Source organism: Streptomyces sp. NPDC048504 (assembly GCF_043200035.1).
Lineage (GTDB): Bacteria > Actinomycetota > Actinomycetes > Streptomycetales > Streptomycetaceae > Streptomyces.
In genome coordinates, this window is sequence record NZ_JBICXA010000017.1 from 65329 (window position 1) to 92251 (window position 26923).

Below are 26923 nucleotides of genomic sequence, written 5' to 3' on the forward strand. Positions count from 1 at the left end.
GCTAGTGGACGGAGAATCCGCCGTCCACGAAGACCGACTGCCCGGTGACGTAAGCGGAGGCGCGGCTCGCCAGGAACACCACCGCGCCCGCGAAGTCCTCGGGAAGGCCGTTGCGGCCGATCAGTGTGCGCGCGGCCAGCGCCGCCACCTTCTCCGGGTCGGACGACAGTCGTTCGTTGAGCGGTGTCATCACGAAGCCCGGGACCAGGGTGTTGCAGGTGACGCCGTGCGGCGACCACGCCTCGGCCTGCGAGCGGGCCAGCGACTCCAGCGCCCCTTTGGACACCCCGTAGGCACCGCTCTGCACGAACGCCCGGTGCGCCTGCTGGGAGGTGATGTGGATGATGCGCCCGAAGCCCCGTTCGGCCATGCCGGGACCGAAGCGTTGGCCCAGGAGGAAGGGCGCCTCCAGGTTCAGGGCCATCGTGGTGTCCCACACGTCCTCGCTCAACTCGCCCATCGGCGGGCGCAGGTTGATCCCGGCGCTGTTCACGAGGATGTCCGGCTCCCCGAACACGTCGGCTGCCGCTTCCGCCGCCGCCCGGACGCCGTCCCGGGTGCCCAGATCACCGCTCACCCAAGCCGCCCGGCAACCCTCCGCCGTCAACTCGTCGACCGTGGCGGTCAGTTCCTGCTCCTTGCGCGCCACTACGACCACTTCGGCCCCCGCCCGCGCGAGCGCTCCGGCCGCGGCCCGGCCGATGCCGGAGCTGCCGCCTGTCACGACGGCGATCCGGCCGTCGAGCGAGAACAGTTCGGAGAGGTAGTCGCCAGAGATCATTCCGGCAGCTTAGGAGGCGGCTCCTCGATCGGCCACCGCCCGATCGCGGCGATGTCCTGGAGCCGGTTGTCGTACATGACGGTCCCTACGGTGGTGGCGGGTTCGGACGGCGGGGTCGGCCGGCGACGGCATGCCCGACCGCTGTGCGGGGCGGGGCCCTCGCACCGGCGGCACCAACTAGGTACCATCGCAGCATGCCATCACTGAATGTGTCCTTCACCGAAGAGGAACTTGAGGGAGTGCGCGCGGCCGCCGCAGCCGAGGGGAAGAGCCTCAAGCAGTATCTGCACGACCTCGGCGTGCGTGAGATGCAGCGCGGTCAGTTCGTCGCCGGCGCTTCCGTGTGGGCCGAGCGGCTGCGCGGAGAGTTCGACGACGCCTTCCCCGACGAGGTGCCGCCTTCGGAGCGTGACGGGGCCGCGGCCGCCTGATGCACCTGTACATCGACGTCTCCTGGCTGCTCGACGTCCAGGAGGCCGCCCTCGGCCACGAGGACATGTCGGTCTCCGACTACTCCGCGCTCGTGGCCGCCGTGTCCCGGCACAAGACCAAGCTGCCGACGCTCGCCGCGGCCGACCCGGACGCCGCCTGGCGGGCGGCCGCGCTCATGCACACCATCGTGCGGCTGGAGCCGCTGCCGCACCGCAACAGCCTCTACGCCGCGTTCGTCGCCGCCCAGTACATGGGCCAGTCCGGCGAAGGCATCGACCCGCCCTACGGCGCCCTCTCCGACCTCGTCCGCAAGATCCGGGACACGCGGGTCGGGGTTCTCGCCGTCGCCGACCAGTTGCGCTCCTGGAAGGTCTGACCTGCGGCGGACCGGTACGGCTCCGTGAACGGCCGGCCGCAGCCCTGCGTAGGCTGTTCCCGTGTCCACCGCCCGCCTGCGTCGCGTCGCCGTCCTCGTCCTCGAAGGCGCCAAGCCGCTCGACGTCGGAATCCCCGCGCAGGTGTTCACGACGCGGGCGAGCATGCCGTACGAGGTGCGGTTGTGCGGTGCGGCGCCCGGCCTGGTGACCGGGGGCGACGGGCTGTCGTACCACGTCGCCGACGGGCTCGACGCGGTGACCTGGGCCGACATCGTCTTTCTCCCCGGGTATCGGTTCCCGGACCGGGAGGACCCGCCGCAGGGTGTCCTGGACGCGTTGATCGCCGCGCACGACCGGGGCGCGCGGCTCGCCGCGATCTCGACCGGGGCCTTCGCGCTCGCCGCCACGGGCCTGCTCGACGGCAAGCGCGCCACGACGCACTGGCACTACACGCGGGCACTCGCGACGAAGTACCCGCTCGTCCAGGTCGACGAGAACGTCCTGTTCGTCGACGAGGGCAGCGTGCTCACCTCGGCGGGCGCCGCCTCGGGTATCGACCTGTGCCTGCACATCCTGCGCGGCGACCTCGGGGTGGCCGCGTCCAACCACGCGGCCCGGCGGCTGGTCGCGGCTCCCTACCGCAGCGGCGGTCAGGCGCAGTACGTGCCGCGCAGTGTGCCCGAGCCGCTCGGTGAACGGTTCGCCGCGACCCGCGAGTGGGCGCTGCACCGGCTCGGCGAGCCCCTCACCCTTGAGACGCTCGCCCGGCAGGCCGCGGTCTCGCCGCGCACGTTCTCGCGGCGCTTCGTCGACGAGACCGGCTACACGCCGATGCAGTGGGTCATGCGGGCCCGCATCGACATGGCCCGCGAGCTGCTCGAACGCTCCGAGCGCAGCGTCGAGCAGATCGCCGCCGACGTGGGTCTGGGCACCGGTGCGAATCTCCGGCTGCACTTCCACCGTCTTCTCGGTACGACGCCGAGCGAATACCGGCGGACCTTCGCGCAAGGGGAGTAGCCCGGCCCTGCCCCGGGGGTGTGGCGGGATCCTTTTGAACCGTGGCGATCGCGCCACTGTCCGCGATGGTCGCCGCGCGCGAGCCTGGTGGGGAACCGAAGGGACTTATCTCATGACTCGCATTGCCATCAACGGATTCGGCCGCATCGGACGCAATGTGCTGCGCGCCCTGCTCGAACGCGACAGCGACCTGGAGGTCGTCGCCGTCAACGACCTCACGGAGCCGGCCACTCTGGCGCGGCTGCTCGCCTTCGACACGACGTCCGGCCGGCTCGGCCGCCCCGTGACCGTCGACGGCGACACCCTTGTGGTCGACGGCCGGCGCATCAAGGTCCTCGCCGAGCGCGAACCGGCGGACCTGCCCTGGGCCGAACTCGAAGTGGACCTCGTGCTGGAGGCCACAGGCCGTTTCACCTCCGCCAAGGCAGCCCGCGCCCACCTCGACGCGGGCGCGCGGAAGGTACTCGTCAGCGCGCCCTCGGACGGCGCCGACGTCACGCTCGCGTTCGGGGTCAACAACGACGCCTACGACCCGGCCACGCACACGATCGTCTCGAACGCCTCCTGCACGACCAACGCGCTGGCACCCCTCGCCGCGGTGCTCGACGAACTCGCCGGTATCGAGCACGGATTCATGACCACGGTGCACGCCTACACGCAGGAGCAGAACCTGCAGGACGGCCCGCACCGCGACGCCCGCCGGGCCCGCGCCGCCGCCGTCAACATCGTGCCGACCACGACGGGCGCCGCCAAGGCGATCGGCCACGTACTGCCCAACCTGGACGGCAAGTTGTCGGGCGACTCGATCCGCGTGCCCGTGCCGGTGGGCTCGATCGTCGAACTCAACACCACCGTCGCCCGCGACGTGACCCGCGAGGACGTGCTCGCCGCCTACCGCACCGCGGCCGATGGACCCCTCGCGGGCGTCCTCGAATACTCCGACGACGCGCTCGTCTCCTCCGACATCACGGGCAACCCGGCCTCGTCGATCTTCGACTCCGCCCTCACCCGCGTCGACGGCCGCCATGTGAAGGTCGTCGCCTGGTACGACAACGAGTGGGGCTTCTCGAACCGTGTGATCGACACGCTCGAACTCCTCGCCGCGGGCTGACCGGCCGCGCAGCCGAGTCGACCGTCAGGGCCGGCGCGACCGGTGTCGTAGTGTCTGGCCATGCCCGAGTCGCCAGGCCCTGATCCGCTCGCGCCCACCGTGCCCCGCCGAGCCCGTCAACTCGGGCTCGGCATCGGTGACTTGCCCACCGGCACGCACAACGCGATCACGGACGTGCCCGGCATCCGCGTCGGACACACGACACTGATCCACCCGCCCCGCGTGCACAGCGGGGTCACCGCGATCGTGCCCGAAGGCGTGGGCCCCGGCAGCCCGTTGCCCGCCGGGGTGTTCGCGGGCAACGGCTACGGCAAGTTCCTCGGCACCACGCAGATCGCCGAACTCGGCGCGCTGGAAACCCCCGTGCTGCTCACCTCGACCCTGTCCGCCTTCCGGGTCGCCGACGCCCTGGTGGGCTGGATCCTGGAACGGCCCGAGGGTGCAGACGCCCGGAGCGTGAATGCGGTGGTCGGGGAGTGCAACGACGGGCTCCTCTCCGACATCCGGTCACGTCCGGTCCGGGAGGAACACGTTCGCGCCGCACTTGAGTCGGCGTCCGCAGGACCCGTCGCCGAGGGATCGGTGGGCGCGGGCACCGGGACGACCGCGCTCGGTTTCAAGGCGGGCATCGGCACCTCGTCGCGGCGTGTGCCGGTCGCGGGGCAGGAGGCGACCCTCGGGGTCCTCGTGCAGGCCAACTTCGGTGGAACGCTACGGGTGTTGGGCCGTACGGTCACCCCCGCTGACGTGGGCGTTCCCGCGGACGAGTCCGGTCCCGGTCCGGAGACCGGCTCCTGCATGATCGTGACCGCCACCGACGCGCCCCTGGACGCCCGCCAGTTGACGCGGCTCGCCCGTCGCTCCGTCTATGCGCTGGCACGGGTCGGCGCCGGTTACAGCAATGGCAGTGGCGACTACGGCCTTGCCCTGGGCACCCGTCCTCTGGGCACACCGGCCGGGCCTGCGGTGGTGCCCGATGCCGGGCTGGATCCTCTGTTCGGCGCCGTGCTGGACGCCGTAGAGGAGGCGGTTCTCAATGCGCTGTTGACCGCTGCTCGGGTAACGGGGCCGGGTGGGCATACGCGGTATCCCTTGCCGGCGGCGCAGTTGCTTGCCCTGTTGGGGTGAGTGCTGCTGGGCGGGTGCCGGACCTAGACGTCGCGCTGGTACCAAGTGCCTTGCTTGCCGCCGATGTCGGAGGGGTGGGCGGGGCCGACCGGGGTGAAACCGGCCTTGGTCAGCACCTTTTGGGATGCGATGTTCTCGTGGGATGTGGCTGCTCTGATCGTGCGCAGCGCGTGCTGTGAGGCCGCAAGCCGGCACAGTTCCTTGACGGTTGCGGTCGCCACGCCGCGACCGGTGACATGCTGCGCGACCCGGTAGCCGAGTGTCGCCGTGTGATCCTCGGTGATGTCGACCAGGTTGAATCTGCCGAGGACCGAGCCGTCCTCGGCAACGAGCACGTAGAAGGCGCAGATGCCGGCCTCTTGTTCGGCCAGCAACGCGTCGAAGCCGGCGGTGAACCCGTCGAAGTAGGCGTCGCCGCGGTCGGAGATCAACGTGGCGAAGTAGGCACGGTTGGCCAGCTCGAAGGCCAGGACCGCCGGGGCGTGGTCGGCGTGGAGTGGTTGTAGTTCGGGCACTTCGCTGGGCATAGGGGCCATTGAAACCCGCCAGCCCCTTGAGCCACATCGGCCTGAGGTCGTAAGGGATGCCCGGAACACCGGGAATGGTTCTACGGGATGTCCCCTAGTGCTCCAACGGCCCACCAGGTTTGGTCAGTTCGGTGGTCCGATCGGCAGGATCGTTGAGGGTGGTGGCGGTCGCTTGGGGCTCGCCGGTGCCGAGGTTGCGGTTGTAGCGCGGGAAGGCGCCGCTGGAGATCTGGACGCGGATGCGGTGGCCGCGCTGGAAACGGTAGGACGTCGGCCAGAGTCGGACCTTCGCGCACGTCGTGTCGTCGGCGCCGGTGAGGTTGATCAGGCCGTCGCAGACGTTCGTGGAGCGGCCCTTCTCGTCCACGTCGCAGAGGCGGACGAACACGTCGGCGTACGGCAGGCTGTAGCGGAACCAGATCTCGGCGCTCACCTCTCCGACGACCTCGACGTCCTTGTCCAGGGCGGGAGTTGTGCAGGTGAGGACGTCCGGGCGGCCTCCAGATCGGTGTCGTCGACGCGGCCCGACCTGATGCCGACGGCCATGCGGACGCCGCCGAGCGCGGGCGTGGGGTCGGCCGGGCCGTAGCGGTAGGTGTCCGGGGCGGACTCGTCCGGTGTGCCGACGGCGAGGGCGCCGGCGGGGTGGAGGTGGAGGCGCTGCGGGGCGTACCCCGGCGGGGGCCAGGACGGGAAGTCGCGCCAGGTGTCCTCACCCATCACGAACAGGCGCACCGGGGCCGGGTCGGACGGCTTCTCGCCGCGGGCTGGGTGCGAGGCGGCGCAGACGGTTCGTGAGGTCCTCGGGGGCGAGGGGGTCCGCGCCGTCGATCACCCAGTTGTTGACGAGCGTGGCGGCTCCGCCCGCGATGAACTCCGAGAGGTCGTCCGCCGTCTGCTGGTCCAGGTCGCCGAACAGCTCGCGGACGGCGGGCCTGTTGAGGGAGCCGAAGAGTTTGTTGAGGGTGCTGGTCATGGCGAAGGCGCAGGAGCCGGTCAGCATCGGGCGGTAGAAGGAGCGGTGTTCCGCGAAGTGCCGCGCCGGCGCGGCCACTCCCTCGGAGGTGTCGCCGCCGTCTCCGGCCCGGGGGAGCAGCTCGCGTCTCACCAGGTCGATCGCGGCTTCCGTCCGGAGGGTGTCGCGATCCCCGAACTGCAGATAGACGAGGCGCCGGCTGACGTCCGCCGCCTCGGCGAGATCGGTCACCGGGATGCCCGTGGTGCCGCGCTCGGACACGAGGCGCACCGCGGCCGCCATCAGGGCCGCGCGGGAGCGCCGGACCCTTCTGTCCGGTGGACCGTTGACACATGCCTATATAGGCATACGATGGCGCCATGGCACGAGCGGCGACGACCTCGGACGCGTTCAACGCGATAGCCGAACCGCAGCGGCGGGAGATCCTGCTGCTCCTGCGGGGCGGCGAGCGGCCGGTGACCGACCTGGCGCGGGACCTGGGGATGACCCAGCCGCAGGCCTCCAAACACCTGCGGGTCCTCCGGGAGGTCGGGCTGGTGCGGGTCCGCGGGGCGGGCAAGCAGCGGCTGTACGACCTGGACGCCCGCGGGCTGCGGCCGGTCCACGAGTGGGTGGGCGGCTTCGAGCGGTTCTGGAGCGGGAGCTTCGACCGGCTGGACGAGTACGTGCAGGAACTGGAGCAGACAAGGCAGGAAGGACCGGATGATGGCGATGACCAGTAGCGGCGGCGAGGCCGCACCTGTGACCGCGGACCGCGAGGTCGTGATCTCCCGGGTGATCGACGCGCCCCGGGAGCTGGTGTTCGAGGTGTTCACACGAGTCCGGCACCTGTCGCGGTGGTGGGGACCGGAGGGCTTCAGCACGACGACGCGGTCCTTCGAGTTCCGCGTCGGCGGCGCCTGGGACTTCGTGATGCACGGGCCGGACGGGACCGACTACCAGGAGTGGATCACCTGGCGGGAGATCGTCCCGCCGGAGCGGATCGCGCTGCTGCACGGCGAGTCCCGCGACGACCCGAACGCCTTCGAGTCCGTCCTGTCCTTCGAACCGGCCGGCGACGGGACCCGGATCGTGATGCGCACGGTGTTCCCCACCAAGGAACTCCGTGACGAGGCGGTGGAGAAGTACCACGCGATCGAGGGCGGCGAGCAGACGCTGAGCAACCTCGCGGCCTACGTCGTCGAACTCACCGGGAACGAGACCGACTTGAAGGGAGCTGAGGGCTGATGGCCGGAAAGGTGTTCTTCAGCGTGACGATGTCGCTCGACGGCTTCATGGCGCCCGAGGAGGTGCCCGTCGAGGACGTCTTCTCGCCCGAAGGCCAGAACGACCCGAGGGTCCGGCGCTGGATGGCGAAGTGGTCGGAGCTGCAGGCGTGGGTGTTCCCGCTGCGGTTCTTCCGGGAGAACCTGAAGCTGGGCGAGGGCGGCGAGGAGGGCCGCGACAACGACATCGCGCGGGAGACGTTCGAGCGCACCGGCGCGAGCGTCATGGGCAGGCGCATGTTCGACGCCGGCGAGCCGGCCTGGCCGGAGGAGGCGCCGTTCCACACCCCGGTGTTCGTCCTCACCCACACCACGCGTGACCCGTGGGAGCGGCCGGGCGGCACCACCTTCCACTTCGTCGACGACGGCATCGAGAGTGCCCTCGACCGGGCCCGCGAGGCCGCCGGGGACCGCGACGTACGCATCGCCGGCGGCGCCGAGACGATCCAGCAGTACCTGGACAGCGGCCTGATCGACGAGTTCTCGATCGCGCTCGCGCCCGTGCTGTTCGGCACCGGCATCCGCCTGTTCGACCACGTGGACCCCGACCGCCTCACGCTGAACCAGACCCGCACGGACACATCGTCCCGGGTGACCCACCTGACGTACACCGTCGGGAAGCGGTAGCACCTCCCCCCTCACCTCCAGGGAGGCGACGACCGCGCGCTGTACGACGAGCTGGCAGGCGGCCGAGGACAACCTCGTGACCTCGTGGAGCAGTTGGGGGTCAGGCCCGGCGGCTGACGATCCGCGGATCAGCTCGGTCCCAGCCCCGCGTCCCGCGCCAGCAGGGCCGCCTGGACCCGGTTCTCGCACCGCAGCTTCGTCAGGATCCGGCTGACGTACGTCTTCACCGTCGCCTCGCTCACATGGATCCGCTCGCCCGCGTCGGCGTTCGACAGGCCCTCGCCGAGCAGTGCGAGGACCTCCAGTTCCCGGGTGCTGAGCGACTCCAGGCGCCGGCGCGCCTCCTCGCCGCGCGCCGCCGCCTGACCCGAGGCGAGCTGGTCGACCACGTGACGCGTCGCGGCCGGTGACAGATACGCGTCCCCGGCCGCGGCCGCCCGTACCGCCTGGATCAGCTCGGCCGGCGCCGAGTCCTTCAGCAGGAACCCGGCGCCGCCCTGGCTCAGCGCCCGCAGCACGTTCTCCCGCTCGCCGAACGTCGTCAGGATCAGCGAGCGTACGGCCGGTGCCGCCCGCCGCAGCTCGGCCAGCGCGGACAGGCCGTCCAGCACCGGCATCTGGATGTCGAGCAGGGCCACGTCGACGACGTGTGCGCGGACCAGGTCGACCGCCTCACGGCCGTTGGCCGCCTCCGCCACGACATCGATGTCGTCGGCGGAGGTGAGGATCATCCTGATGCCCGCCCGGATGAGGGGTTCGTCATCCGCGACGAGGACTCTGATCACGATTCTCCTGCGGGACGTGTGACGGGGGCGACGGGAGGCCCAAGACTACGACTTGGTCGCGAAGGCCCGCTTCTCGACGAGTTTGCCGTCCTTGAAGCAGAAGCGGAAGGCGGGCATGTCCCCTCCCTCGGTCGGCCAGTTCTTCGTGGAGAGATACGACGAGCAGGTCGCCCCCCGCGGCTCGGCGGGCGCCTCGTCGCCCAAGGTCCCGGCCAGGAACGACTTTCCGTGCGGCAGCTTGTCCCGTACGGCCGTCTCGGAGTCCCCGACCTTCACCGACTCGTAGACCTTCGGATCGAGCATGAGCTTGTCGCCCTCCTTCCCCACCAGGTTGATGATCAGCACGACGGCAACCACCCCGAGAACCAGGAAGGTCAGCACTGCGGCGCCGCATCCGATCACGACGCCCTTCTTCTTGCGTCCCATGGCGATGTCGAACTCCTTCTGCCTGTCCGGCGCACCGGACCAGTCGATGTCCGCACCACCGTCGCCGGGCACCGCCCCCTCGCTCTGCCCCCGGAAGTCGTTCGCCGCATCGACGAAGGTCGCTCCGTCCGGCCCCGGGACCGCCGGCCACCGGCTGCTCTCCGATGCGCGCGGCGACCCGGGACCGTAGGGCAGCACGCCCGCGATACGGAACCCCCCGTCCGCCGTGGGCCCCGCGTGCACCATGCCGCCGACCAGCCGGGCCCGTTCCTGCAGCCCCGTCAGCCCCTGCCCGCCGCTCACCACGGTCCGCCGTACGGCTGAAGTCAGCGCGGGAACCGGCCCGTTGGCGACCTCGACGACCAAGGAGTCCGGCTCGTAGCGCAGTTCGACGGAGATCCCGGCGCCCTGCGCGTGCTTCAGGGCGTTGGTCAGCGCCTCCTGCACGATCCGGAACGCCGCGTGGTCGGCCGCGGGAGCCAGCGGACGTGCCTGGCCCGTACGCCGCAGCGCTACGACCGTGCCCGCGCCCCGCGACGCGTCCACCAGGCCGTCGATCCCCGCCACGCCCCGGGCCTGGGCCTGGGCCTCCAACTCACCCTCGTTGTCCCGCAGTTGATCGGGAGTGCCGTCGCGCAGGATACCGACCGCCTCGCGCAGCTCGTGCATCGCGGACACGGACGCCTCCCGCAGCACGCCGACCACCTCGCGCTGTCCGCCCGTCAGCTCGCGGTCGACCTCCAACGCGCCCGTGTGGACGGCGATCAGGGCCAGTTGGTGGCCGAGGCTGTCGTGCATGTCCTGCGCTATGCGCTGCCGTTCGCGCAGGCGCGAGTGGGATGCGATCATCTCGCGTTCGCGCAGGAGTTGGGCGTTGTGCTCGTGCAACGCGCGCAGCAGCGTGCGGCGTTGGGCGCGGTTGCGGCTGGCCAGGCCGGGCACGACCCCCGTCACCAGGAACGCGAGCGTGATGAACACCAGCGTCTGTGCGGCGGACAGCGGCTGCGAAGGACTGGGGACGGACAGCCCGACGTAGAGGACGTAGGCGGCCGTGAAGAACGCGAGCGCCCGACGCGGTGCCTCGATCCGCGCGCCCGCCGACCAGCTCACCACGATCAGCACGAACCCGAAACCACCGAGCACACCGGAGACCGCGCCGGTGGCGAGCAGGGCGCCGCCAGGGAATGCCCGCCGCAGCAGAGAGATCACCGCGGCGACGACCCCGACGGCGACCATCCGCAGAGCGCCCTCGTTCGTCTGGGTCATGGCCATGGCGAGGCCCAGGCCGACGGCCAGCACCGTCTCGCCGACGATCTGCCGCCGGGACCACATACCTGCCGCGCCCAGTCGGCTCCGGACATCGAGGGCCATCGTCTTCGCGTTCACGCGCCAACGGTATGCATCGATGCCCGCCCGCACAGCATCCGTTCGTCGCATCCACGAACGACCAAAGTCGTACGGTCCGCCTCTCACACGGGCTCCCCCGAACTGTTTCCTCGGCCGTCAGCCGCCGTTCTTGAAGGACTTGACCTGGCACTGGACCTTGTCCTTGTCGAAGTCGGGCAGATTCAGGCTGTCCCCGCTGACCAAGCTCCAATTCCCGTCGGAGACGGCGCTCTTGATGCCGTGGCTGTTCATGCACCGCACCATGGCGCGCACGCCGTCGCTGTAGCGCGGGTTCTTCGCCGGGTCCATCTCCACCGGCTGCAGCGGGTATTTCGGGTCGCAGGCCTTGACCGCGGGATTGTCGGGCAGAGCCTTCGTGCCGGACGGCAGGCCATGTTCCTCAAGGCAGTGACTCCAGGCGCCCCAGAGCCTGTTGACGTCTTCCTGGCTGTCGTCGAGACGGATCCTTACGTGCCCGGCGTCCGGGCCGGCCGTGGTCGCCGCATGCGCGGAAGGGGTGGCGATGGAGGCGACACCTTCGTCGCGGGTGCCGCCCCCGCCGCCGCAGGCGGCGAGCATCACGAGGGTCGCACCCGAGGCGACGACGGTCAGCAGGGGAGCGACGACGCCGCGGCGGGGGGAGGGGATGGAGGAGGACATGCCGTCAACGTGCCGTCCCCGTATGAAGATCCTGTCAGCGACCGATCAGCGTCCCGTCTGGTGGCCCTCCCCTTGCACGGCGCCTCGTTCCGGACGGCGCGCAGCGCCGAATACTTCTGTCCCAACGCTGTACGGGCATCCGCTGTTCGAGATAGCGTCACCACGCAGCTGCCGAGTGAAACGATTCAATCCATTGCGCTCAAGGGGACAGCATGGCGTCGAACAGCACACCGGACAAAGGCATTTCCCGTCGCGTGGCTCTCGCAGCAGCCGGCACCGTCGGACTCACCGCGGTGTCCCTCTCCACCGGACTCCCCCCAGCGGAGGCACTCCCAGCAGAGGAAGCCTCCGCTTCCCTCACCGGCAACCCGTCGCGCCGCTCCGGAGGCTGGCACCGCTACGTCCAGGGCCCGTCCTCGCGAACGGTCCGCCCGGTGCGGATCACCACGTCGACCGGAGACGTGAAGAACCCCGACGCGCTGCTCAAGCCCGGCGGAGCCAGATCCCTCCTGCGGCGCCCGCAGCCCGCGGCGGCGCCGACCTGGCCCACCGGCACCACGGCCGAGGCATCCTCGGCCCACGCGGGCAACAACGGCAACGACGGCCGGCCGCGCACCTACGACGCCACGAACGCGATCGACGGCAACCCGGACACCTTCTGGAACGACGACACCCTGGGCGTCTTCCCCGACGTCCTCACCATCACCGCGCCGCAGGTCACGTCCTTGCAGGGCGTCACCGTGATCTCCAACAGCGACGGCGTGCCGACCGACTACACCGTCGACGTGTGGAGCGACGGCGACTGGCACACCGCCGCCACGGTCACCGGCAACGACGCAGTGCAGAAGGCCGTTCCGTTCACGGAGAAGGTCAGCACCGACCGCGTCCGCATCACGGTGACCCACGCCCAGGACACCTCGCACGGCAACTTCACCCGGATCAACGAGGTCTGGCCCGCACCGGTCGAGCCGATCCCGATACCGACCGTCACCGTGGACTTCGGCAAGGTCGTGGTCGGATATCCGCAGATCAAGTTCACGTCGGCCTCCGCCAACTCCCCAGGCGTGCGGGTGGCGTTCTCCGAGACCCGCCAATTCCTCACCGACCGCTCGGACTTCACCCGCGCCGACCAGGCGGGCGGCGCTGGAGGGGGCACGGACCAGTTCGCCGTACCCGCGAAGGGCGCCAACTGGACCGACCACAAAGGCTTCCAGGCCGGCGACAAGGTGTTCGCGGACGGCCTGCACGGATTCCGCTACCTCAAGATCAGCCTCGACGCACTCGCCTCGGACAGCCCCGCCGCGCAGCCCTGGGGCACGGTCGAAATCGACTCCGTGGCACTCCAGTTCACCGCGTACGTGGGTACCCCGAGCACCTACCGCGGCTGGTTCCTGTGCTCCGACGACGAGTTGAATCGTTACTGGTACGGCGCCGCGTACACCAACGAACTCGTCACCGACACCTTCCGCCAGGACGACGTCGACCCCCGCAACGCGTGGAGCGCCACGCTGGAAGGGAAGTTGGTCCTCCAGGACGGCGCCAAGCGCGACCGCGACCCGTACGTCGGCGACCTCGCCGTCTCCGCGCGCACCCTCTACCTGACCCACGACGACGCCGCGGCGGCGGCCCGCAACGTCCTCGCGGACCTCGCCGACCACCAGCGCGCCGACGGCTGGATCCCGCCCGCCTCCATCGGCAACTACACCCTCCCGCTCTTCGACTACCCGCTGTACTGGGTCACTTGCAGCTGGGACTACGTCCTCTACACCGGCGACCGCCAGTACGCGACGCGCTACTACCCGACCCTGCTGAAGGTCCTGGACACCTGGTACCCGAGCGTCACGGACGACGCGGGCCTGCTGAGCAAGGGCCTCAACGGCACCGGCGGATACGGCGACTACGCCTTCCTGGGTCGCACGGGCCGTGTCACCTACTACAACGCGCTCTACGTCCAAGCCCTCCAGAACGCCGCCGCGTTGGCCCGCCTGCTGGGCCAGAAGGCCGACGCCACGCGCTGGAGCACGCGGGCCGACAACGTTGCCCAGGCCGTCAACTCCCTTCTGTGGGACGCCGATGCGGGCGCCTACCTCGACTCCGGAACGGGCGCGGTACGGCACGCGCAGGACGGCAACTCCCTCGCAGTCGTCACCGGCATCGCCGACGCGGCCCGCGCCACCTCGGCCCTCGCGCATCTCGACGCGACGACGCAACGGCCGTACGGGAACGCCTTCATGGACAACGACACGCTCTTCGACCAGGCGTCGCAACGCGTGTACGCCTTCACGTCGTACCCGGAGATCGAGGCCCGCTTCCTCAGCGGGCAGGCCGGATCCGCGCTCGACCAGATCCGCCGTATGTACGGCTGGATGGACAAGAACGACCCCGGCATCACCCACTGGGAGGGCATCGGCCCCAACGGTTCGCTGTACGAGGACGCCTACACCAGCATGGCCCACGGCTGGTCCACCGGTGTCCTGCCGGCGCTGACCCACAACCTGCTGGGCGCCCGGCCGACCTCACCCGGATACGCCACCTGGGAGGTACGTCCGCAGCCCGGCGACGTCGACTGGGCGACGGGTCAACTTCCCACCCCGCACGGCCCCTTGGGCGCCGAGTGGGAGAACAGTGCTCGCGTCTTCCGCCTCACGGTCCACGTGCCCCGGCACACCCAGGGCGCGGTCGTCCTCCCCGGTGACGCGCGCGGTCTGCGCGTGAGCGCCGGCCGGCGGACGCTGTGGGACGGGCGGCGGGCGTCGAGCCGTGACGTGACCGTGGCCGACGGAACGGTCACCGTGTCGAACCTGGGCCCGGGTGACCACAGCTTCGTGAGCGGGCAGCGCGGCGACTGACTTGTCGGTGTGACGCCAACAGGCGCTCGCTCCGCGTGAGTTCAGCAGGACGAACCGTCCCGGGACAGGCCCGGATCCGACGTCGAAACCGGGGCGGTTCCCCCTGCTGTGAGGACTTGGCGCGAAGCCTGTGAACCAGTCGTGCCCTTTGGCCGATTGTGGCTGGTGTTTTGCCGGTCCTTGCGTTGTCCGCCCCACCGTGCGCACCTAGCCTGACCTGCGGACCAAGGGAGGGCTGGCATGCTGAACACCGTCCGGGAGCAGGCAGCGGGACTCACCAAGGATCAGCGCAACGCCTTCGTCGCCGCCTACTTGGGCTGGGCGATGGACGCCTTCGACTACTTCCTCGTCGTACTTGTCTACAGCGAGATCGCCGACGACTTCGATGTCTCCCTCACCGACATGGCCTTCCTCACCACGGCCACCCTGGTGATGCGACCGGTCGGCGCCCTCCTCTTCGGCCTCTGGGCGGACCGCAAAGGCCGCCGCACCCCGCTCATGGTCGACGTGGCCTTCTACTCGGTCGTCGGATTCGCCTGCGCCTTCGCACCGAACTACACCGTGCTGCTGGTACTGCGCCTGCTGTACGGCATCGGCATGGGCGGCGAGTGGGGCCTGGGCGCCGCGCTCGCCATGGAGAAGATCCCGGCCGAGCGGCGCGGTTTCTGGTCGGGCCTGCTGCAGAGCGGCTACTCGCTCGGCTATCTGCTCGCCGCGGTGGCGTTCTTCGTCATCGAACCCGCCTTCGGCTGGCGGGGGTTGTTCGCCTTCAGCCTCGTACCCGCCCTCGTCTCGCTGTGGGTGCGCGCCCGGGTGGAGGAGAGCCAGGTGTGGGAGAAGAGCGTCAAACTCAACCGCACGCCTGCCTACCAGGTCTTCAAGAACCCTGCTGTCCTACGGCGGTTCGTGTACCTGGTCGCGCTGATGACCGCCTTCAACTGGATGTCGCACGGCACCCAGGACATCTATCCGACCTTCGTCAAGAAGGGCCTGGGCCTGTCCCCGGACACCGCGATCGCCATCGCCGTGGTCTACAACATCGGCGCCATCATCGGCGGCATGGTCCTCGGGGCGTACTCCGAGCGGCTGGGGCGCCGTCGCACGATCATGATCGCGGCGGCCGCGGGTCTGGTCGTGGTGCCCTTCTTCGTGCTGTCCACCGCCGTGGGCTGGCTGATGCTGTCCTCCTTCCTGATGCAACTGTGCGTACAGGGAGCCTGGGGCGTCATCCCCGCCCACCTCACGGAGATGAGCCCGGACACGATCCGGGGTTTCTACCCCGGTGTCACCTACCAGCTCGGCAACCTGATCGCCGCCCTCAACCTGCCGATCCAGGAGGCCATCGCCGAGCACCACGGCTATCCGACGGCGATGGCATGGACCGTGACTCCCGCCCTGCTCCTGGTGATTGTGCTGAGCGCCGTCGGCAAGGAGGCCAAGGGGATCAGGTTCGGCAGCACGGGCACGCAGGCGCCGAGCACCGCGGCGGCGGATCCGGTGTAGCGCCGGCGGCGCGTGCAGGGGGCGGCCGGTCGTCGGTCACGGGACCGGTGACCGTGGTTCCGCGGCGACAACCGGCTCAAGCCGGCGCACGCGGGGCCGGCCCCGTCGTAGCAGAGGCCGTTCGACGAGGGCGTACGAGGCGAGGGCCGCGGCGAACGTGGCCGCGAGGCCGGTCTGGAGCAGGGCGTCACCGCGCACGCCGAGGTCGTGCAGCAGCCGGATGACGGGGTAGTGCCACAGGTACATCCCGTAACTGAGGTTGCGCCCGATCCAGACCATCGTGGACAGCGACAGCAGGCGGGTGGGCCAAGAGCGGGGGCACAGTGCCAGCGCGGCGACCACGCAGGCCGTCAGCAGGGCGGCGGCCAGGAAACCGACCGTGTACCAGACGGGATTCCAGCCGCTCACCTCGGTGATCGGGATCTGCCAGGCGATCAGCCCGAGCACCGCGAGCGCGGGCCAGCAGAGGCGGCCCGCCCAGCAGCGCAGCGACGCCAGGCGTGGGTCGTCGGCGCGCAGCCGGGCCAGGACGAGGGCGAGCAGGGCGCCGATGAGGAGCTGGTCGGCGCGGGTGTCGGGGCCGTTGTAGATACGGTGCGCCGCTGTCGGGTCCCAGAGCACCGTCCGCCAGAGCACCGGAAGCACGCACAGCACCGCGACGCAGGCCAGCACCGCGCGTGCGGTCGCGTGCCGCAGCAGGACGAGCAGAAGGAGCGGCCAGGCGAGATAGAACTGCTCCTCCACGCCCAGGGACCAGGTGTGGCTGAGGGGCGCGGTGAGATCGGAGTACGCGCCGTCGTTCCCGGCCCGTACGAGATTGACCACCGACCCCGCGGCCAGGGCGGCGGCCGCCCACGCACCGCGGAAGAGCGGCAGCGCGAACGTCACGGACAGCAGGGCGGTGACCGCGCACATCACCAGCAGGGCCGGCATCAGGCGCACCCACCGACGCCGGTAGAACGGCCACAGCCCGATGCCACCGGTACGGGCGTACTCGCCGACCAGCACCCGCGTGATGACGAAACCACTGATCGTGAAGAACACGTCCACGCCCACCGAACCGCCCGGCACCAGGTCCGGCTCCACGTGGTAGACGATCACCAGCACCACCGCGACCGTCCGCAGTCCGTCCAGCCCCGCGACCCGCCCACCACCACGCAGCGCCGACGAAAATCCCCGCCCGCCACCTCTGCCTCCTTCCGCGGCCGCGGGCACGAGCGGCGCCGCCGCCCGCACATCAGGGCTCTGCTCCGTGGCCTCGTCTGCGGTGCTCCGCTGCAGGGTGCTCATAACGGCGGCGTCTGCCCACGCCTGCGCGGATCACACAAATTCTCAGGCTGCGCACAGGTTGGCGTTGCTCTGGCGTTGTCTTTCGGGCGACGGAGTCCGGCGATTAATGGTCGGCAGGGAGGGTGCCTGACTTGGGAGACTGCTCGTCATGGCCAACTCGTACGCGCAGGCAGTGCTGAGGACGACGGATCTTGCCGAGACACTGCGAGCCGTCGGACGACTGCTCGAACTCGCCGACACCACGGAACTCGAAGTCGACTTCGAGGCAAGGGTTTCCACGCCCGGAGAGCTGGAGCGGTTGAGCGGCGTGATGCCGGATGCCGAGTGGTTCCCCTTCGGAGCCGACCGGCACGGCTCCTCAGAGGATGGCGGCGCTCCGGCGGAGTGCCTTCCGATCTCCTCGCGCAGATGGTGCATGGCCCCGGAAGCGGTGGAGGAGTTCGTGGCCGCGGTGGGGAACGTCCCGGCCATGGTCCGCTGGGACTTCAGCGGTTGGCCCGAGGCTCCCGAAGTGGGCCTCGGCTGCGGGCGCCCCAGAGGCGCGTACGTGACAGTGTGCGTGAACGCCCGCGATCTCGACCTTGAGGAGCCCGCACCGAACCACACGGTGTACGTCCACGTGAAGCAGATCGAGGCCGAACGGGCTCCTTGGCTGGCGGCACAGGTTGGCCTGCGGGTCTTCGGGGAGCTGGAGATGGCACCCCTCTGAGCCTGCTCTCCGAACGTCCGCCGGTCCGGCTGGTCGCCGACGAAGACCAGGTGACTGCCCGGGGGCGCGGCACAGTCCCGCAGGTAACTCCGCGAGGCTGAAGTCCGGGAGATGTGCGAGCAGTTCACGGACGTCCTGTCGTCCCTCGCGGCAGCCCCAGGTCTTCCCCTCTCCGTCCACCGGCCTCGATCCGGCCGCTGAGCAGGCTGCCCGCGCCGGGAACGACGGCGGGCAGGCCCAGCTCGACGAGGATGCGGTAGGCCGTGGCGGTCGCCGCCGAGAGCACCGGCAGGCCCGACGCCTCCTCCACCGCCTGGATCGACGGCAGCGAGGGCATCTGGACGCAGGCGGACAGAACGAGCGCGTCGGCCCGTGACAGGTCCAGGCGCCGCCAGTGCTCGCGCAGGTCGGCCGGGTCGAGGCGGGCGACGGCCAGGTTGTCCGCCACCTCCAGACTCAGCGCGTCCACCACCTCGACGCCCGCGTCCTCGATGTAGTCCGCCACCAGCCGCGTGAGCGGCTTCATGTACGGCGTGACGATCGCGACCCGCCGGGCACCCAGGGCCTTGATGCCGTCGAGCAGGGCGCCCGCGCTCGACGCCACAGGGGCCCGGGAGCCCTCGGCGCGCAGCACGCCGGTGATCTCGTCCTCGGCGGTGCAGTGGAACCCCGGGCCCTGCGCCATGATCGCCACGAGGCAGGCGGTGACGACCACGTCGGGCCGGGCGTCGGCGAGTTCGAGTGCCGCGCGCCCGGTCTGCGCGTTCATGGCGCGCAACTCCTCGGGCGTCACGTGCCGCATGCGCATACGGCTGCTGTGGAAGACGAACCGGTCCTCCGGAACCAGGGACTCGCGCTGCCGCATCATGCGCGGCAGCTCCGTCTCCATGGTCAGATTCGAGCTGGGCACGATCATGCCGATGTGGTGATCGGTCACGGGATCCTCCGGGTGTCCTGCGTACGAGGCTGCGTACGGTCGTCGGCGACCGGGGACCCGCCGACCGCCGCCTCGCGGTCAGGAGTCCTCGGCCAGTCCCTCCCAGTGGTCGGCGAGGGACGTGAGCAGATGCATGATTTCCTCGCGCCGCTCCGGTCCGAACGGCGCGAGGAGGCGCTCGTCGAGCCGGCGGGCGCGGAGGTTCGCTTCGTGGAGGGTCCGCTCGCCCTCCTCCGTGAGGTGGAGCAGCTTGCGCCGGCCGTCGTCCGCGGCCGTCCTGCGCACGATCAGTCCCCGGTTCTCCAGCCGCCGGGCGACGTCCGCCATCGTCGACGTGTCCAGGGAGACAGCGGCCGCCATCGACCGCTGGTCGCTCCCGGGCGCCGCTTCCACAGCCTGGAGCACCGCGAACTGGGGCCCGGTGAGCGTCGGGTCGACCGCACGGATCCAGGCCGCGAGATACGCCTGGTACAGGCGGCGGACCTGGTAGCCGGGCGCGGCGGTGAGCGCCGGGGGAGGCCCGGCCGGCGTGGACGTCGGGGTTGCGGTTTCGTCACCCATGGAGCCCACTTAAGCACGGCACTTGACCGAGTCGGCAGCCGGACCTGCGATCTTCGGGAACCCGCGCGTCGGCGTCACACCAGCATCGGCCGCAGCACCTGGCGCAGGGCCGCGAGCGCGGCGGACGGGTTGTCCCAGAACAGCATGTGACCGGCGTCCGGGATCAGGGACATGACGGCCGACGGCAGCAGCCGGGCCGCCTCCGCCGCGCCCTCCGCGGTGACGACCGGGCTGTCCGCGCCATAGAGGAGTGCCGTCGGGCCGGGAACGGAGGGCCACCAGTCGAAGAAGTCCTCGCTCTCGAAGCCGCGATGCGTGGCCGTGACGGCCTCCGTGTCGCAGCTCGCCAGCCAGCGGGCCCGCAGCTCCTGCTCACGGCGCGGCCAGCGCGGCCAGGCCCGGGCCACCTCGCCCGCGTCGGTACCGCGCCGCGCCTGCGCCAGCTGGTCGAGGAAGACGTCCAGGGGTGTGGGATACGGCCCGCGTCCGGGGCCGCTCATCGGCGGATCGCCGAGCACGGTGCCCCGCAGTGCCACCTTGGCCCGGACAGCGGTCACGGCCGCGATCCGCGCACCCATGGAGTGCCCGAAGAGCACCGGCCGGTGCAGCCCGAGCCCCGCGACGACGGCCTCGGTGTCCTCGGCGTACTCCTCCAGCCCGTACGAACCACCGCCGTCGGACAGCCCGCGCCCACGGACGTCGACCACCAACGGCCGTACAAGAGGCGTCAGTTCACGGGCCACGAAGTCCATCGCGACGGCCGGACCGGTGATGCCGGGGAGCACGACCAGCGGGACGCCGTCACCGCCGTAGTCCAGGACGTGCAGGCGCGTGCCGCCGGAGCGGATCCAGCGGCTGGTGGCGGGGACGTCGGCGAGATCGGCGAGCGCGGACTGGTCGAGCAGGCGCGTGGGTGGGGGCATGGGGTTCTCCAATTACGCAGAGCGGCAGTTGGGGTTACGGCGCTGTCCTGGGCAGTCCGTCGAGATAGCGGACCGCGTCCTTGAGGTCGGTCACGTCGCCGTACTTGGCCTGGATGTCGAAGAGGTTCGCCTCGTGCGGACCCGGCGCGCGGTCGCCGACGCACTCCCTCGGCACCAGCACCGAGAAGCCGGACTGCACGGCGTCCACGGTGGTGGCCCGTACACAACCGCTCGTCGTCGCGCCGCACACCAGTACCGTGTCGCGGCCGAGTCCGGTCAACAGGGCGGCCAGGGACGTCCCGAAGAACGCGGACGCGCCCTTCTTGACGATCAGATGGTCCTGCGGCGTCCGAGGCAATCGCGGGTCGAGCGCGACCTCCTCGCTGCCCTCGACCAGGCTCCGCATGCCCTGCGCCTTCTGCAGCCAGGTGACCGCGTCGCCCGTCGCCTCGGCCGGTGTGTAGGCGATCGCGGTGAACACCACCGGTACGGCGGCCGGCCGCGCAGCCGCGATCAACTCGCCGGTGGCCGCGACGACTTCGGTGAGGTCGGCCCCCGAGGGGAGGCCTGGTTCGGTGAAGCCGCGGGTGAGGTCGACCACGACGATCGCGGGGCGGCTGCCACGGCGCACGGGCGCGCCGAACCCGGCCCGCTGGTAGGTGAGTTCCGTTTCCCGCCCGTATTGAACGTCGCTCATGATGTCCTCCGCTGGGCTCGCAACTCCCGTGCCTGGGCGCCGAGTCGACCGAGCAGCCAGCCCTCCAGGACACCGACGGCGAATGCCCCTGCCACCAGGCCGTACTTGGCGGCCCGCGGGCCCAGCAGCAGTGCGAGGCCGTCGAGGTCCGAGTCCGGCGCCATGGCCGGCTGCGGGGCAGTGGGAGCGGTCGGAGTGGTCGCGATCGAGGAGGGCCCGGTCGCCCGGTCCTGATCCAGCAGGCTCCCCAGGTTCCGCGCGAACTGCTGGATGATCCGGTCCGACACCGTGACGATCGCGCCCTTGCCGAACTGGACGATCTTGCCGCGGATCACCAGGTCCGTGGAGAGCTGGAGCAGCGCTCCCTCGGGCGCCGCGAGGATGTCGAGAGTGACCTCCGCCTCCGCGTCCCCGCTGCCGTGGGTGTCCGTACCTCGCGCGTGCACCCGCAGCCGCCGCCGCTCGGCGTCGATCTCCAGGAAGCGGACGGTACCCGCGTAGGAGGCGCTGATGGGACCCACCCGGATCTTCACCCGGCCCCGCCAGGTGTCGCCGTCCTGCCCGTCGAGCGCGGCACCCGGCATGCAGGACGCGACCCGTTCGACGTCGTTCATCAGGGCGAAGACCTCGTCGGGGGAGGCCTTGACCGGCACGGAGTTGGTGAGTCGCATGCGTCAGTGCTCCTTGCCGGCGGGGCTGTCGCAGGGGCCGGCGCACGTGCGGCGCCGAGTCGTCGCGCAGGCGTCGATCGCCTCGACGATGGTCTGGTAGCCGGTGCACCGGCACAGGTTCGAGGCGACCACCTCGCGGATCTCCTCCTTCGTCGCGTCCGGCCGCTCGGCGAGGAACCCTTCGGCGAGCATCAGGAACCCGGGCGTGCAGAACCCGCACTGCAGCGCGTGGTGTTCGCTGAACGCCCTTTGCAGATCGTTGAGTTCACCGCCGCCAGACTCTGACAGCGACTCGACCGTGCGGATCCGCGCCCCCTCGGCCTGCGCCGCGAACATCAGGCAGGCGCGGACGGGCCGCTCGTCGACCAGGACCGTGCAGGCGCCGCAGATCCCGTGCTCGCACCCGACGTGAGTGCCGGTCAGGCGCAGTTCGTGGCGGAGTACGTCGACGAGGGTGCGGCGGGGTTCGGTGATCACGTCGTGCCGCTCGCCGTTGACGTCGAGGGTGATGAGCTGGAGGTCCGGGTGGGCCACCACGGGGTCGGTGTTCATGAGGACGACTCCAGGCTCGGGGCGCCGTTCAGCGCGCGGTGCACGGTCTCGGGGGTGATCGGCGTGTGGTCGAGCTCGACGCCGGTCGGGCGCAGGGCGTCGTTGACAGCGTTGAGCACGGCGGCGGGCGCCCCGATCGTGCCGCCCTCGCCGGCGCCCTTCGCGCCGGTCTCGGTGAACGCGCAGGGTGTCTCCAGGTGGTGGATCAGCACGTCGGGGATCTCGTGCGCGGTGGGCACCTTGTAGTCCATGAAGCCGGTCGCCGACGGCTCGCCCTGGGCGTCGTACGTCACCTGCTCGAACAGGGCGCCCGCGATGCCCTGCGCGATACCGCCCCGGCACTGCCCCTCCACGACCTGCGGGTTGATGGCGACCCCGCAGTCCTCGACGCACACGTACCGCAGGATCTGCACCTGCCCTGTGCCCGCGTGGAGTTCGACGACGCAGGCGTGAGTGGCGTTGGAGAAGGTCCCGTCGTTGAACACGTCGAAGGTGGCGGTGACCGACAGACCCGGCTCGATGTCCTTCGGCAGCAAGTGGGCCTGGAGATAGGCGATGTCGGCGATCTCCTCGTAGGGGAGAACATCTTGGGCGCTACGGCGGCGCGCGGCGCCCTCCGCCAACTCCACCTCGTCCGGAGCAACTCCCCAACGGGAGGCGGCTATTGCCCGCAGCTTGTCCCCGAGCTTCGCGGCAGCCAGACGAACCGCGCTGCCGCCGATGGTGATGGAACGGCTGGCGAAGGTGCCGAAGCCGTAGGTGATGCGGTCGGTGTCGCCCTGATGGAGCCTCACCTTGGCGATGTCCAGGCCGAGTTCGTCGGCGACGATCTGTGCCATCGTCGTCTCGTGGCTCTGGCCGTGGTTCATGGTGCCGGTGGTGAAGGTGACCGCGCCGCTGGTGTCCATCCGTACCTCGGAGATGTCGAAGCCGGGCACCACCTTCATCTTGCGCTGCGCGAAGGCCGCCGAGCCGTACCCGGTGCGCTCGCTGAAGCACGAGTAGCCGATGCCGATGTGCCGGCCCTCGGCCGCCGCCGCTGCCTGCTTCTCGTACCAGCCTTCCTCCCGGACGAGCCGCTCGCAGAGGTCGAGCGACTCCAGGTAGGAGCCCGGGTCGTAGGTGATGTTGTTGACGCCCTTGTACGGGAACTCGGTGATGACGTTGCGGCGGCGGATCTCGACCGGACCCAGGGCGAGTTGGCGGGCGGCGCGCTCGAAGAGCCGCTCCATGACCATGACGTACTGCGGTCGGCTCACCCCGCGATACGGCCCGGTGGGCGCCTTGTTGGTGGTGACCGCGCGGCCCCGCACCCGGTACGCGGGGAGCTGGTAGACGCCGGGCATCTCGGCGGACGCCATCAGCGGCTCGATGCCGGCCGTGAAGGGGTAGCAGGAGTAGGCACCCATGTCGCAGACCACGTCAGCGTCGAGTGCGAGGATCCTACCCCCGGCGTCGAAGGCCGCGCGCGCCCGGTAGTGCTGCTCGCGGGCGAGGAACGACGCGGACAGGGCGTCCTTGCGGTCCTCGATCCACTTCACCGGCCGCCGGAGCCGTAGGGCTGCCGCCGCCGCGGCGATCTCCTCGCGGCCGACGACGCACTTCTGGCCGAACCCGCCGCCCATGTCGGGCACCACGACCCGCACGGCCCGCTCGTCGAGACGCAGACAGCGGGACGCCACCGTCCTTACCTGGTGCGGGATTTGGGTGCAGGTGTGCACGACGAGCTGTTCCTCGCGGTCGTCCCAGTGCGCCACGGCGCCCCGGGTCTCCAGCGGCAGCGCGTTCTGGCGACCGGTCCTGGTGTCGACCTCGACGACACAGGGTGCCGAGTCGAAGATCCCGTCGATGCCCTCCGTCGCGAACAGGGAGACGTCCACCAGGGTGTTGCGCGCGGCCTCGGCGTGGACGAGCGGGGCGTCCGCCGCGAACGCCGCCTCCTCGGACATGACCGGCGGAAGCGTGGCGTACGAGATCTTCGCCGCCTCCAGGCCGTCCTCCGCCGCGTACGCGTCCCGGGCCACGACGATCGCGATGGGCTCGCCGACGTAGCGGACCTTGTCGCGCGCCAGGACCGGCATCGCGGTCGGGACGAACTCCGAGGGCGGGCGCCCCAGTTGAGCGACAATGTCACCCAGTTCCAGGTCCTCGGCCGTGAACACCGCGACGACGCCCGGGACTTCGCGCACCGCCGACACGTCCACCGAGGCCAGCTCCGCGTGCGCGACCGTGCTGCGTACGAACTGGGCGTGCAGCATGCCGGGCAGTGCGATGTCGTCGACGAATCGGCCGCGCCCGGCCAGCAGGCGGGGATCCTCGCGACGGCGGACCGCCTTGCCCACCAACTTCCCTTCGCGCAAAGAGGTGTTGCTCATCGGGACACCGCCTCCTCGCAGGCGCGCCGGACCAGGGTCCGTACGAGTTGCTTGCGGTAGTGCGTGCTGCCCGACGCGTCGGCGGGCGGCTCCACGGCCTCCGCCGCAGCCGACGCGCACGCCTCGAAGGAGCCGCCGCCCGCCAACACCGCCTCGGCCTCCGGCACTTGGACGGCGGCGGACGCCACCCCGCCGAGCGCCACCCGGCCCCCGCGCACCTCGCCGTCCTCCACATCCAGGTCCACAGCAGCGGCCACCAGGGCGAAGTCCCCGCGCCGCTCGGCGAATTCGGTGAGTGCGGCGTGCGGTGCGGGACGAGGGAAGACGATCTCGACGAGGATCTCGTCCGGGTCGAGGGCGGTCGTGTAGTAGCCGTGGAAGAAGTCCCCGGCAGGGATGGTCCGTTCACCGTGCGGCCGGCGTGCCACGAACTCCGCGCCGAGTGTCACCGCGAGCAGGCACCACTCGGCGGTGGCGTCGCCGTGCGCCATGCTGCCGCCGACCGTGCCACGGGTGCGGATCGGGAGGTGTCCGATCCAGGTCATGGCCCTCCGCAGGACCTCGAAGCCCGCCCCCAGCACCCCGGCCGGGTCGGTCTCCACCGTGTGGTGGGTGGTGAGCGCCCCGATGCGCAGTCCGCCGTCGGCGTCCCGGTGCATCCGGTCCAGTTCGCGCAGACCGCCTATGTCGACGAGGTGGCGCGGCCGGGCCAGCCGGTAGTTCATCATCGCGACGAGGCTCTGGCCGCCGGCGATGACCTTGGCGTCGTCGCCGAGTTCGGCCAGCAGCCGTGCGGCGCCGTCGACATCGCGGGCCCGGTGGTACTGGAAGGGGGCGGGCTTCATGGTCCTCCGTAAGGTGCAGGGCGGTCCGGGAGGCTGTGCCTCAGAGGGCAGCCGGCTTCGCGACGCTCAGCCGCGGGAGGGCCGACGGCTCCTCCTCGTCGGCGTCGAGGACCCGGCCCTTCGTCTCCGGTGCCGCGAACGCCATCCATACGACGGCCAGCAGGACCGCGACCCCGAGTACCGCGAAGGTCGTCGCCAGTCCCAGCGCGGGCCACATCAGCGAGCCGAACAGCATCGGGGCGAATCCGGTGAGCGCCCGGCTGACCGACGAGGCCCAGCCGAAGCCGCTGGCCCGCAGTTCGGTGGGGTACAGCTCGGAGGCGTACGCGTACAGGGCGGGGATGGTGAGCTGGATCAGGAAGCCGAAGACGGCGATCGCCACGACGGATCCGGTCGGCATCTTCATCACCAGCGCGAACACGACGAGCGCGGCGGAGGCGACCGGTGCCGAGATCCCGATGAGCCACTTGCGGCCGACGATGTCGACGAGGGCCGTGGACGCCAGCACACCGATGATGCCGACCCCGCTCATCAGGGTGGTCTTCATGAAGGCCGCCGTGTCACCGAGGCCCTCGTCCTTGAGGATGGTCGGCATCCAGCTCAGCGCCGCGTAGTAGACCAGCATGATCGTGGCGAACAGCAGCCAGGCGGCGGAGGTGACGCGCGGGCTGAACTTCCATACGCGGCGCAGCTGTTCGGCCGCGGCGGCCACTCCGCGCGGGCCGGTCTCGGCGACGGGCTCCGGGATCGTGTACAGCACGGTGGGCGCGCCGGTGCGGGCGACCAGGTCGTCGATGACCTGCCTGGCCTCCGCCTCACGGCCCTTCTTCGCCAGGTAGATCGGCGACTCCGGGATGCCTCGACGGGCCCAGAACAGCAGCAGCGCGGGCACGACCATCGTCGTCAGCATCCAGCGCCAGTTTCCGTCGACGGACAGCAGCGCCGTCGACACGAACCCGCACAGCGTCACGCCCACCGGCCACCACACATCGAGCCCGGTCAGCACCCGGCCCCGGTACTTGCGCGGCGAGAACTCGCTGACCAGCGCGTAGTCCACGGGGATACAGCCGCCGAGGCCGATGCCCGCGAGGAAGCGCAGCGCGAGGAAGACGGGGTACGTCGGCGACAGCGCACCGAGGACGGAGAACACGGCGAAGATCAGCAGCGTGACGCTGAAGGCCTTCTTCCGGCCGATCCGGTCAGCGACCGAGCCCCAGACGACGGCGCCCACGGCCATGCCGACGAGGTTGGCGGTTGCGACATACCCGCGATCGCTCAGCGAGAGGTCGAAGTGCTCACCCACCAGCGGCATGAGGAAGCCGTTCAGGGCGATGTCGTAGGCGTCGAAGAGGTAGCCGAGGCCGCCGATGATGAAGATCTTTCCCTGGACGGGCCATTTCCATGGAAGTTCCTGAACTATCTGATCGCCTGTTTTCACGTTCGCTCCACGGTGTTGCGTGTCTGGTACGTGCCGCACGATTGCGGGCGCGCTTTTTCGCGGGGCTCCGGCGTG

The 26923-nt window shown here is 70.6% G+C and carries 28 protein-coding genes; 11 read left to right on the plus strand and 17 right to left on the minus strand.

Annotated features, from left to right (window positions below; all coding sequences use genetic code 11):
* Window position 1: 1 nt before the first annotated feature.
* Window positions 2–781, minus strand: coding sequence for an SDR family NAD(P)-dependent oxidoreductase (locus tag ACGFY9_RS35500; RefSeq protein WP_393761114.1), 780 nt, complete (start codon window positions 779–781; stop codon window positions 2–4).
* A gap of 194 nt (window positions 782–975) precedes the next feature.
* Here ACGFY9_RS35500 and ACGFY9_RS35505 point away from each other — a divergent pair, with 194 nt between their 5' ends.
* From ACGFY9_RS35505 to ACGFY9_RS35525, 5 genes are all read left to right on the plus strand, one after another.
* Window positions 976–1212: a hypothetical protein gene (locus ACGFY9_RS35505; RefSeq protein ID WP_366492809.1), complete on the plus strand. Its 237-nt coding sequence runs from the start codon at window positions 976–978 to the stop codon at window positions 1210–1212.
* The gene (locus ACGFY9_RS35510; RefSeq protein WP_366492810.1) at window positions 1212–1589 is read left to right on the plus strand and encodes a toxin Doc; all 378 of its coding nucleotides are present in this window, start codon (window positions 1212–1214) and stop codon (window positions 1587–1589) included. The genes ACGFY9_RS35505 and ACGFY9_RS35510 overlap by 1 nt, the downstream gene beginning before the upstream one ends.
* Before the next feature lie 61 nt (window positions 1590–1650).
* The gene (locus ACGFY9_RS35515) at window positions 1651–2607 is read left to right on the plus strand and encodes a GlxA family transcriptional regulator (RefSeq protein WP_393761117.1); all 957 of its coding nucleotides are present in this window, start codon (window positions 1651–1653) and stop codon (window positions 2605–2607) included.
* A 112-nt stretch (window positions 2608–2719) separates the two neighbouring features.
* The gene (gene gap / locus ACGFY9_RS35520) at window positions 2720–3718 is read left to right on the plus strand and encodes a type I glyceraldehyde-3-phosphate dehydrogenase (protein WP_393761119.1); all 999 of its coding nucleotides are present in this window, start codon (window positions 2720–2722) and stop codon (window positions 3716–3718) included.
* A 60-nt stretch (window positions 3719–3778) separates the two neighbouring features.
* Window positions 3779–4846 (plus strand): P1 family peptidase, encoded by a 1068-nt coding sequence (locus ACGFY9_RS35525; protein WP_393761121.1) that lies wholly within the window; start codon window positions 3779–3781, stop codon window positions 4844–4846.
* A 23-nt stretch (window positions 4847–4869) separates the two neighbouring features.
* Here ACGFY9_RS35525 and ACGFY9_RS35530 read toward each other — a convergent pair whose 3' ends face one another.
* The 3 genes from ACGFY9_RS35530 to ACGFY9_RS35540 form a co-directional block, all read right to left on the minus strand.
* On the minus strand, window positions 4870–5361 hold the full coding sequence (locus ACGFY9_RS35530) for a GNAT family N-acetyltransferase (RefSeq protein ID WP_393761457.1): 492 nt from the start codon (window positions 5359–5361) through the stop codon (window positions 4870–4872).
* Window positions 5362–5467: 106 nt separating this feature from the next.
* Window positions 5468–6079 (minus strand): CocE/NonD family hydrolase, encoded by a 612-nt coding sequence (locus ACGFY9_RS35535; RefSeq protein WP_393761459.1) that lies wholly within the window; start codon window positions 6077–6079, stop codon window positions 5468–5470.
* A gap of 6 nt (window positions 6080–6085) precedes the next feature.
* Window positions 6086–6631 (minus strand): TetR/AcrR family transcriptional regulator, encoded by a 546-nt coding sequence (locus ACGFY9_RS35540; RefSeq protein WP_393761123.1) that lies wholly within the window; start codon window positions 6629–6631, stop codon window positions 6086–6088.
* A 77-nt stretch (window positions 6632–6708) separates the two neighbouring features.
* Between ACGFY9_RS35540 and ACGFY9_RS35545 the strand changes: the two genes are divergently transcribed.
* The 3 genes from ACGFY9_RS35545 to ACGFY9_RS35555 are packed head-to-tail and all read left to right on the plus strand — an operon-like array spanning window position 6709 to window position 8241.
* Window positions 6709–7071, plus strand: coding sequence for an ArsR/SmtB family transcription factor (locus ACGFY9_RS35545; protein WP_393761125.1), 363 nt, complete (start codon window positions 6709–6711; stop codon window positions 7069–7071).
* Entirely contained in the window at window positions 7055–7576 is a 522-nt protein-coding gene (locus ACGFY9_RS35550) for an SRPBCC family protein (protein WP_393761126.1), read from the plus strand. Before ACGFY9_RS35545 ends, ACGFY9_RS35550 begins: the two co-directional genes overlap by 17 nt.
* Window positions 7576–8241 carry a dihydrofolate reductase family protein gene (locus ACGFY9_RS35555; protein ID WP_393761128.1) on the plus strand — a complete coding sequence of 222 codons (666 nt, stop codon included), beginning with the start codon at window positions 7576–7578 and terminating at the stop codon, window positions 8239–8241. The genes ACGFY9_RS35550 and ACGFY9_RS35555 overlap by 1 nt, the downstream gene beginning before the upstream one ends.
* A 128-nt stretch (window positions 8242–8369) precedes the next feature.
* On the opposite strand, the gene ACGFY9_RS35560 is transcribed toward ACGFY9_RS35555, so the two are convergent.
* The 3 genes from ACGFY9_RS35560 to ACGFY9_RS35570 all read right to left on the minus strand — a co-directional run bounded on the left by ACGFY9_RS35560 (window position 8370) and on the right by ACGFY9_RS35570 (window position 11498).
* A complete protein-coding gene (locus tag ACGFY9_RS35560) occupies window positions 8370–9026 on the minus strand; it encodes a response regulator (RefSeq protein ID WP_393761130.1) in 657 nt (218 codons plus the stop codon).
* 45 nt (window positions 9027–9071) lie between these two features.
* A complete protein-coding gene (locus tag ACGFY9_RS35565; RefSeq protein WP_393761461.1) occupies window positions 9072–10823 on the minus strand; it encodes a sensor histidine kinase in 1752 nt (583 codons plus the stop codon).
* 132 nt (window positions 10824–10955) lie between these two features.
* Window positions 10956–11498: a hypothetical protein gene (locus ACGFY9_RS35570; protein WP_393761132.1), complete on the minus strand. Its 543-nt coding sequence runs from the start codon at window positions 11496–11498 to the stop codon at window positions 10956–10958.
* A 254-nt stretch (window positions 11499–11752) separates the two neighbouring features.
* Between ACGFY9_RS35570 and ACGFY9_RS35575 the strand changes: the two genes are divergently transcribed.
* The gene (locus ACGFY9_RS35575) at window positions 11753–14347 is read left to right on the plus strand and encodes an alpha-L-rhamnosidase C-terminal domain-containing protein (protein WP_393761134.1); all 2595 of its coding nucleotides are present in this window, start codon (window positions 11753–11755) and stop codon (window positions 14345–14347) included.
* A 240-nt stretch (window positions 14348–14587) separates the two neighbouring features.
* Window positions 14588–15850: an MFS transporter gene (locus ACGFY9_RS35580; RefSeq protein ID WP_393761136.1), complete on the plus strand. Its 1263-nt coding sequence runs from the start codon at window positions 14588–14590 to the stop codon at window positions 15848–15850.
* 36 nt (window positions 15851–15886) lie between these two features.
* Here the strand turns inward: ACGFY9_RS35580 and ACGFY9_RS35585 are convergent, their stop codons facing one another.
* Complete coding sequence (locus ACGFY9_RS35585) at window positions 15887–17140, minus strand: acyltransferase family protein (RefSeq protein WP_393761138.1); 1254 nt, start codon at window positions 17138–17140, stop codon at window positions 15887–15889.
* Window positions 17141–17288: 148 nt separating this feature from the next.
* On the opposite strand from ACGFY9_RS35585, the gene ACGFY9_RS35590 reads away from it, so the two are divergent.
* Entirely contained in the window at window positions 17289–17849 is a 561-nt protein-coding gene (locus ACGFY9_RS35590) for a hypothetical protein (RefSeq protein ID WP_393761139.1), read from the plus strand.
* A 124-nt stretch (window positions 17850–17973) separates the two neighbouring features.
* On the opposite strand, the gene ACGFY9_RS35595 is transcribed toward ACGFY9_RS35590, so the two are convergent.
* The 9 genes from ACGFY9_RS35595 to ACGFY9_RS35635 all read right to left on the minus strand — a co-directional run bounded on the left by ACGFY9_RS35595 (window position 17974) and on the right by ACGFY9_RS35635 (window position 26848).
* Entirely contained in the window at window positions 17974–18786 is an 813-nt protein-coding gene (locus tag ACGFY9_RS35595) for an aspartate/glutamate racemase family protein (RefSeq protein WP_393761141.1), read from the minus strand.
* 78 nt (window positions 18787–18864) lie between these two features.
* Window positions 18865–19347 carry a MarR family winged helix-turn-helix transcriptional regulator gene (locus ACGFY9_RS35600; RefSeq protein ID WP_393761143.1) on the minus strand — a complete coding sequence of 161 codons (483 nt, stop codon included), beginning with the start codon at window positions 19345–19347 and terminating at the stop codon, window positions 18865–18867.
* Window positions 19348–19421: 74 nt separating this feature from the next.
* Entirely contained in the window at window positions 19422–20270 is an 849-nt protein-coding gene (locus ACGFY9_RS35605; protein ID WP_393761145.1) for an alpha/beta fold hydrolase, read from the minus strand.
* A gap of 34 nt (window positions 20271–20304) precedes the next feature.
* Window positions 20305–20967 carry an isochorismatase family protein gene (locus ACGFY9_RS35610; RefSeq protein WP_393761147.1) on the minus strand — a complete coding sequence of 221 codons (663 nt, stop codon included), beginning with the start codon at window positions 20965–20967 and terminating at the stop codon, window positions 20305–20307.
* The gene (locus ACGFY9_RS35615) at window positions 20964–21638 is read right to left on the minus strand and encodes an SRPBCC family protein (protein ID WP_393761149.1); all 675 of its coding nucleotides are present in this window, start codon (window positions 21636–21638) and stop codon (window positions 20964–20966) included. Before ACGFY9_RS35615 ends, ACGFY9_RS35610 begins: the two co-directional genes overlap by 4 nt.
* A gap of 3 nt (window positions 21639–21641) precedes the next feature.
* Complete coding sequence (locus tag ACGFY9_RS35620; protein ID WP_393761151.1) at window positions 21642–22190, minus strand: (2Fe-2S)-binding protein; 549 nt, start codon at window positions 22188–22190, stop codon at window positions 21642–21644.
* Window positions 22187–24565, minus strand: coding sequence for a xanthine dehydrogenase family protein molybdopterin-binding subunit (locus tag ACGFY9_RS35625; protein WP_393761153.1), 2379 nt, complete (start codon window positions 24563–24565; stop codon window positions 22187–22189). The genes ACGFY9_RS35620 and ACGFY9_RS35625 overlap by 4 nt, the downstream gene beginning before the upstream one ends.
* Window positions 24562–25410 (minus strand): FAD binding domain-containing protein, encoded by an 849-nt coding sequence (locus tag ACGFY9_RS35630; RefSeq protein WP_393761155.1) that lies wholly within the window; start codon window positions 25408–25410, stop codon window positions 24562–24564. Before ACGFY9_RS35630 ends, ACGFY9_RS35625 begins: the two co-directional genes overlap by 4 nt.
* A gap of 40 nt (window positions 25411–25450) precedes the next feature.
* On the minus strand, window positions 25451–26848 hold the full coding sequence (locus ACGFY9_RS35635; protein WP_393761157.1) for an MFS transporter: 1398 nt from the start codon (window positions 26846–26848) through the stop codon (window positions 25451–25453).
* Window positions 26849–26923 lie beyond the last annotated feature (75 nt).